This is a genomic window from Streptomyces flavofungini (assembly GCF_041028215.1).
Lineage (GTDB): Bacteria > Actinomycetota > Actinomycetes > Streptomycetales > Streptomycetaceae > Streptomyces > Streptomyces flavofungini_B.
Genome location: NZ_JASKYR010000487.1, coordinates 1 through 6024 on the forward strand (window position 1 = coordinate 1; position 6024 = coordinate 6024).

The 6024-nt window shown below is 69.1% G+C and carries 5 protein-coding genes; 3 read left to right on the top strand and 2 right to left on the bottom strand.

All coding sequences use genetic code 11. The annotated features are described in order from the left end of the window. Window positions 1–197 precede the first annotated feature (197 nt). On the top strand, window positions 198–1826 hold the full coding sequence (gene metG / locus AB8Z36_RS27720) for a methionine--tRNA ligase (protein ID WP_369216116.1): 1629 nt from the start codon (window positions 198–200) through the stop codon (window positions 1824–1826). A gap of 138 nt (window positions 1827–1964) precedes the next feature. Here the strand turns inward: metG and AB8Z36_RS27725 are convergent, their stop codons facing one another. Beyond that, a complete protein-coding gene (locus AB8Z36_RS27725) occupies window positions 1965–2579 on the bottom strand; it encodes a TetR/AcrR family transcriptional regulator (protein WP_369216117.1) in 615 nt (204 codons plus the stop codon). A 106-nt stretch (window positions 2580–2685) separates the two neighbouring features. Here AB8Z36_RS27725 and AB8Z36_RS27730 point away from each other — a divergent pair, with 106 nt between their 5' ends. Continuing rightward, on the top strand, window positions 2686–3624 hold the full coding sequence (locus AB8Z36_RS27730; RefSeq protein WP_369216118.1) for an NAD(P)-dependent oxidoreductase: 939 nt from the start codon (window positions 2686–2688) through the stop codon (window positions 3622–3624). Between the two features lie 122 nt (window positions 3625–3746). Beyond that, the gene (locus tag AB8Z36_RS27735) at window positions 3747–3944 is read left to right on the top strand and encodes a hypothetical protein (protein ID WP_369216119.1); all 198 of its coding nucleotides are present in this window, start codon (window positions 3747–3749) and stop codon (window positions 3942–3944) included. A 156-nt stretch (window positions 3945–4100) separates the two neighbouring features. On the opposite strand, the gene aspS is transcribed toward AB8Z36_RS27735, so the two are convergent. Then, on the bottom strand, window positions 4101–5864 hold the full coding sequence (gene aspS, locus AB8Z36_RS27740) for an aspartate--tRNA ligase (RefSeq protein ID WP_369216120.1): 1764 nt from the start codon (window positions 5862–5864) through the stop codon (window positions 4101–4103). Window positions 5865–6024: the final 160 nt, after the last annotated feature.

The window sequence follows — 6024 nt, forward strand, 5'->3', positions numbered from 1 at the left end:
GCCCCGCGCGAGCTCACGGACAAGGAGCTGTACGAGGGCCTGCTGGCGGACTGGCGTCCGAACGAAAGGCCCTAGGGTCCCCGGCGGCCCGAAGCCCGCTCCTCGCCCCGATTCCAGGGGGCCCGTACCGGAGGCCCCCGGTCCACCCCCTGGAATCGAGGTGAGTGGATCTTCACAGGGCCGTTAGGATTTCGACCATGGCGGCCACTGGATCCGAGAAGCAGGGGACGAGCGCAGACGCGAAGGCGTACTACGTCTCGACCCCCATCTACTACGTAAACGACGCTCCTCACCTGGGCCACGCCTACACGACCGTCGCAGGGGACGTGCTCACGCGCTGGCACCGTCAGCGCGGCGAGAAGGTGTGGTACCTCACCGGCACGGACGAGCACGGTCAGAAGATCATGCGCACGGCCGAGGCGAACGACGTCACCCCCCAGGAGTGGTGCGACAAGCTCGTCACCGAAGCCTGGAAGCCCCTCTGGGAGCACCTGAACATCGCGAACGACGACTTCATCCGTACGACGGAGAAGCGTCACACCGACCGCGTGCAGGAGTTCGTCCAGGATCTCTACGACAAGGGCGAGATCTACAAGGGCGGCTACGAGGGTCCGTACTGCGTCGGCTGTGAGGAGTACAAGCTCCCCGGCGATCTCATCGACGGCGAGGGCGACTTCGAGGGGCAGAAGCTCTGCCCCATCCACAAGAAGCCGGTGGAGCTCCTCAAGGAGGAGAACTACTTCTTCAAGCTCAGCGAGTACGGCGACAAACTCCTCGCCCTGTACGAGGAGAACCCGGGCTTCATCCAGCCGGAGTCGGCGCGCAACGAGGTCGTGAACTTCGTCCGGCAGGGCCTCCAGGACCTGTCGATCTCCCGCTCGACGTTCGACTGGGGCGTCAAGGTCCCCTTCGACGACAAGCACGTCATCTACGTCTGGATCGACGCCCTCCTGAACTACGCCACGGCCGTCGGCTACGGCGCGAACCAGGAGAAGTTCGACGAGACCTTCCCCGCGAACGTGCACCTCGTCGGCAAGGACATCCTCCGCTTCCACGCGGTGATCTGGCCCGCGATGCTGCTCGCCCAGGGCCTGCCGGTGCCCGGCAAGGTCGCGGCCAACGGCTGGCTGATGGTCGGCGGCGAGAAGATGTCGAAGTCCAACCTGACGGGCATCAAGCCGCAGGACCTGACCTCGCACTTCGGCGTGGACGCGTACCGCTGGTACTTCCTGCGCGCGATCGCGTTCGGCAGCGACGGCTCGTTCTCCTGGGAGGACTTCTCCGCCCGCTACACCAGCGAGCTGGCGAACGACTACGGAAACCTCGCCTCCCGCGTGGCCGCCATGGTCGGCAAGTACTTCGGCGGCGCGCTGCCCGAGGCGACGGCCGCCGGGGACGCCGAGAAGGCGGTCAGGGACGGCCTGACGAAGGCGGTCGCCGAGGCCGATCTGAAGATCGGCGAGGAGCTGGACTTCCAGGGCGGCATCCTGGCGATCTTCGACTTCGTGAAGCAGGTCAACGGCTACATCACGGAGCAGGAGCCGTGGAAGGTCGCCAAGGACGACTCCCCGGAGGGCAAGGCCCGCCTCGCCACCATCCTCTACACGGCCGCCGAGTCGCTGCGCGCCGTGGCGGTCCTGCTGAACCCGGTCATGCCGGAGACCTCCCAGAAGCTGTGGGACTCCCTGGGCGCGGAGCCCGTCCTCGGCCCGCTGGCCGACCAGCCCGTGCAGAACGCCGCCACCTGGGGTCAGCTCCCCGTCGGCGCCACGGTCACCAAGGGCGCGGTCCTCTTCCCCCGCCTTGAGGAGAAGCCCGCCGCCTAGCGTCGCCGTACACCGCGGGGCCCGGAAGCCCCGACACGCCGAGAAGTCCCGCCGAGCCCCGGAGAGATCCGGGGCACGGCGGGACTTTTGCGGTAGGGAGCACCGCGGGAACAGACCGGGGGACTCCCCCAGGGGCCCCTAGGGGCTCCCGTAAGTCCCCACCAGCCGTCCCAACTGCCGTCCCGCCGCCCGCAGCGGCTCCTCGCTGCGCGTGACCTGGGCCGTCACCTCCGCGCCCTCCAGCGTGCTGATCACCACCGTCGCGACCTCGCGCGCGTCATCGGCGCCGAAGCCCGCGCCCAGGAGCCGCTCCTCGACGACGCGCTCCCAGTCGCGCAGCGCCCGCGCGCACACCCGCTGGATCTCCGAGTCCGTGCCGAGGGTCTCCAGGGCGGCGGCGGTGACCGGACAGCCGTCGGTCCAGCCGGACTCCCGCAGTGCGACGGCGAGTTCCGCCGCGCAGTGCTCCACCGCCGCGGCGGGACCGCCCTCCCCGGCCAGGCCCTCGCGCAGCAACCGCGCGAACTCCTCGGCGCTGTAGGAGATCGCGGCGACCGCCACGGCCTCCTTGCCGCCGGGGAAGAAGTGGTAGACGGATCCGAGCGTGGCGCCCGCCTCCTTGGCGATCTGCTTGATGCCGGTGCCCACATAGCCCTGGCGCTGGATGAGCCGGGCGGAGACGGTGACGATCCGGTCACGGGTGCCGCCGCCGGTGGCGCGCGCCGCATCGGGCGCTGAGCTGTTCTGGGCCATGGCCCCACCTTACCCATGGAGTAAGTAGAGCGTTCGTTCTAGCGGCGTGCTACGTTCTCCTCACGCACTAGATAGAGCGATCGTTCTAGAGAGTTCGGAGTCCTCCATGCCCGCCGCACCGTCACCCGTGCCCGCCGCACCGTCACACCTGCCCGCCGCACCGTCCCCCGCGCCCGCCGCGGCACAGCGGTCCGTCACCGTCATCGGCCTCGGCCCCATGGGGCAGGCCATGGCCGCCGCGTATCTCGGCCGCGGCTACCGCGTCACCCTCTTCAACCGCACGCCGTCCCGCGCCGACGCCCTGGTCGAGCGCGGCGCGACGCTGGCCGGAACCGCCGAAGAAGCGCTGCGCGCGAATGAGTTGACCGTTCTCAGCCTCACCGACTTCGACGCGATGTACGCGCTCCTCGGGCCCGCCAAGGAGGCCGTCGCGAGCCGCACGCTGGTGAACCTCAGCTCCGACACCCCGGAGAAGGCACGGGCCGGGGCCCGCTGGGTGACGGAGCTGGGCGGTACGCATCTCACCGGCGGCGTCCTCTGCCCGCCGCCGCTGATCGGCGGCCCCGACGTCTCCGCGTTCTACAGCGGGCCGCGCGAGGCGTACGAGAAGCACCGGGCGGCGCTTGAGGTCATCACGGGCAAGACGGATCACCGGGGCGAGGACCCGGGGCTCGCCGCGCTCATGTACCAGCTCAACATGGCGATCTTCTGGCCGTCGATGACCGCCTACTGGCACACCGTGGCCGTGGCCGCCGCCCACGGCATCAAGGCCACGGAGATCGCCCCGTACGCCACCGAGAACTTCGCGGGCATGGGCCACTTCATCGACTTCTACTCACCCCGCGTCGACGCGGGCGACCACGCGGGTGACGTGGACCGCACCTCGATGGGTTTGGCCAGCATGGAGCACGTCGTGCACACGACGGCGGACGCCGGGGTCGACACCGCGTTCCCCGAGGCGGTCCACGACATCTTCCGCCGCGTCATGGAGGCCGGGCACGGCGCGGACAGCTTCAGCCGGGCGGTGGAACTGATGCGCCGCTGAGTCACGTCACCCCCGTGCGGGGGCCGTTGGGGAGTGTGGTGCGGATCACGGTGAGCTAACTCATGCTCAAAGTCGGCGTAATTTGACGCCGCCTTCACACTTCCCTACGTAGGCTTCACGGCATGGCCACGACTCCCTCTCCCGACCGGCGGCGCACCGCCGACGAGGTCAACGAGGAGATCCGTGCGCTGTGGCTGAGCGCGGGCGGCCGCCTCCGACCCGACGAGCGCCTCGTGTACGAGCAGCTCGTGACGGAGTGGGCGGAGGCGGAAGCCCAGGCCGAAGCCACGGCCGATCCCTCACCGACCCACGCAGCCTGAGCAAGCGCCCCGCGAGGGGCGCGGGAACCGCGCGACAAGCCACCACGCACCCGCGACGACACACAGCGCAAGAAGACAGCGCAAGAAGGCAGCGCAAGAAACAAGACGCGAAAGGCCCCCCGGAACGAACGTTCCGGGGGGCCTTTCGCACCATCGCTACTCCGCCGGGGGCTTCCGCAGGGCGATGTTCAGCTCCCGGAGCCGCGCCTCCTCCAGGACCGTGGGCGCGCCCATCATCAGGTCCTGCGCGTTGCCGTTCAGCGGGAAGGCGATCGTCTCCCGGAGGTTCGGCTCGTCCGCGAGCAGCATCACGATGCGGTCGACGCCGGGGGCGATGCCACCGTGCGGCGGGGCGCCGAGGCGGAACGCGCGCAGCATGCCCGCGAACTCCCGCTCCACGGTCTCCGCGTCATAGCCCGCGATCTCGAAGGCCTTGAGCATGACCTCGGGCTCGTGGTTGCGGATGGCGCCGGAGGAGAGCTCCGTGCCGTTGCAGACGATGTCGTACTGCCAGGCGAGGATGTCGAGCGGGTCCTTCTCCTCCAGGTCCTTCATGCCGCCCTGCGGCATCGAGAAGGGGTTGTGGGAGAAGTCGATCTTGCCGGTGTCCTCGTCCTTCTCGTACATCGGGAAGTCGACGATCCAGCAGAAGCGGAAGACGCCCTCCTCGAAGTGGCCCGCGCGCTTCGCGGCCTCGACGCGGACCGCGCTCATGATCTTCGAGACCTCGTCGAACTCGCCCGCGCCGAAGAAGACGGCGTGACCGGCTTCGAGGCCGAGGCGCTTGGTCAGCTCCTCCACGTTCGCCTCGGTGAGGAACTTGGCGATCGGGCCCGTCAGCGAGCCGTCCTCGGCGACGCGCACCCAGGCGAGGCCCTTGGCGCCCTGCTCCACGGCATAGTCGCCGAGGCCGTCGAAGAACTTGCGGGACTGCGAGGCCGTGTCCGGCACCGGCAGGGCGCGCACGTGCTTGCCCGCGAAGGCCTTGAACTCCGAGCCCTCGAAGATGTCCGTGATGTCGACGAGCTCCAGCTTCGCGCGCAGGTCCGGCTTGTCGTTGCCGTACTTCAGCATCGACTCGCGGAACGGGATGCGCGGGAAGGGGGACGTGACCTCACGGCCGCCGCCGAACTCCGTGAAGAGCTCGGTCATCAGCTTCTCGATGGGACGGAAGACGTCCTCCTGCTCGACGAAGCTCATCTCGACGTCGAGCTGGTAGAACTCGCCCGGCGAGCGGTCCGCGCGGGCGTCCTCGTCGCGGAAGCAGGGCGCGATCTGGAAGTACCGGTCGAAGCCGGAGATCATCAGGAGCTGCTTGAACTGCTGCGGGGCCTGCGGCAGCGCGTAGAACTTGCCGGGGTTCAGGCGGGAGGGGACGACGAAGTCGCGGGCGCCCTCGGGGGAGGTCGCCGTGAGGATGGGCGTCGCCATCTCGTTGAAGCCGAGGGCCACCATCTTGGAGCGGATGGAGGCGATCACGGCGGAGCGGAGCATGATGTTCCGGTGCATGCGCTCGCGGCGCAGGTCCAGGAAGCGGTACTCCAGGCGGCGCTCTTCGTTGACGCCGTCCTCGGCGTTGATCGTGAAGGGCAGCGGGCCCGCCTCGCCGAGCACCTCGACCTCGGCGGCCTCGATCTCGATCTCGCCGGTGGGCAGCTCGGGGTTCACGTTCTCCGTGCCGCGCGAGACGACCTTGCCGTCGACGCGGACGACCGTCTCCTTGGACAGCTTGTCCAGGACCTCGGCGGCCTCGGTGCCGGGGCGGGCGACGAGCTGGGTGATTCCGTAGTGATCGCGGAGATCGATGAAGAGAATGCCGCCCAGGTCTCGGCGATTGTGCAGCCAGCCGCTCAGCCGGACGTCGGTGCCGACGTCAGAGGCGCGGAGCTCGCCGCAGGTGTGGGACCTGTACCGATGCATCGTCGTTCATCCAGTCTTCGCGAATAGGGGAGAGAGCAGACGCTCCCAAGGCTACCGTCCGGGCGAAGATCGCTTTCCGGATATTCGCCGCCGCGCCCCACGCGTGGGGCTCAGGAGGCGGGGGCTCGGTGGCGGTGGGCCCGTACATCTTCCTAAAGTG